We start from the raw sequence: 1,188 nt of genomic DNA, 5'->3' as shown, positions 1-1,188 counted from the left end.
CCCAGGGTGAACGAGGCGCTGCGCACGTGGACCCGCAACGATCAGCCGCTGCCGACCGGTTTACCCGCCGATCTACGCGACTTCATGGACGGCGCACGCCAGCTGCCCTCCTGGGCGGACCGGGACAAGCTGGAGACCGCGGCCGGGTTCAACGAGTCCAGGGGCCTCTACCTCAACCTGCTCAACGGAGTGGGAGGCGGCATGCTCAGCACCGCCATCCCCCGCGAGGCGCGCTCGGTCTACTACTCCAAGGGCGGCGCCGACATGGAGGACCGCGTCGCCAAGACGAGCCTGCTGGGCTTCGCCGTCGGAGACCTCAACGCCTACCGGCCCGATGGTGACGTGATCGTGCAGGCCGTCAAGACCCGCCTGGTGCACGCCGCCGTACGGCACCTGCTGCCCCGGTCCCCGGACTGGTCCCGGACCAGCGGCGGCCAGACGATCCCCATCAGCCAGGCGGACATGCTGGTCACCTGGCACAGTCTGCCCACCTACGCCATGCGCAAGATGCTGGAATGGAAGGTCCCCATCACGCCGGCCGAATCGGTGGGCTACCTGCACGTGTGGCAGGTCACCGCCCATATGCTCGGCATCCGGGACGAGTACATACCCGCCACCTGGGCCGAGGCCGACAAACAGTCCGACCAGGTCCTCGACCCCGTCCTCGCCTCCACACGCGAGGGTGTCGAACTGACCGACATCCTGCTGCGCCAGCTCGCCGAGCAGACCAGCCCCGGCGGCATCGACCGTCCTCTCGTCAACGCGCTCGCCCGCTACCTCGTCGGGGACCAGGTCGCCGACTGGGACGGCATCCCGCACGAGCCGTTCTGGGAGAAGGCGATCGCGACCGCCTGGCCGAAGCTGGTCGCCTTCCGCGAGAAGCTCATCCCGCTGCCGATGGTGCCGCCGCTGGCCTGGACGATCGACGAAGCCGTCCGGCAGTACATCCTGTTCTACCTCACCAAGGGGCGGGGGACGCACATCGAGATCCCCGAGACCAACCGCCCGCACTGACGGAAACACGGCCGCCCGGGCCCGGCCCTCGCAGGAAGAACACACCACAGCCCTCTCACACCACGGTGAGCCACGGCAGGACTCAAGAAGGAGTTCCGAGCAATGGACGAACTCAGCAGACGCAAAATGTTGATCATGGGTGGAGCGCTGGGCGCGACGGGAGCACTGGGTGCC

Annotated in this window: 1 protein-coding gene; it reads left to right on the top strand. The window is 68.1% G+C overall.

Annotated elements, in window-relative coordinates; translation table 11 throughout:
* The coding region (locus tag HO151_RS01375; RefSeq protein WP_173894308.1) for an oxygenase MpaB family protein at positions 1-1,014 on the top strand (1,014 nt) is incomplete at its 5' end.
* Positions 1,015-1,188 lie beyond the last annotated feature (174 nt).

Source organism: Streptomyces sp. 8P21H-1 (assembly GCF_013302945.1).
This window is presented reverse-complemented; position numbering and strand designations above follow the sequence as displayed.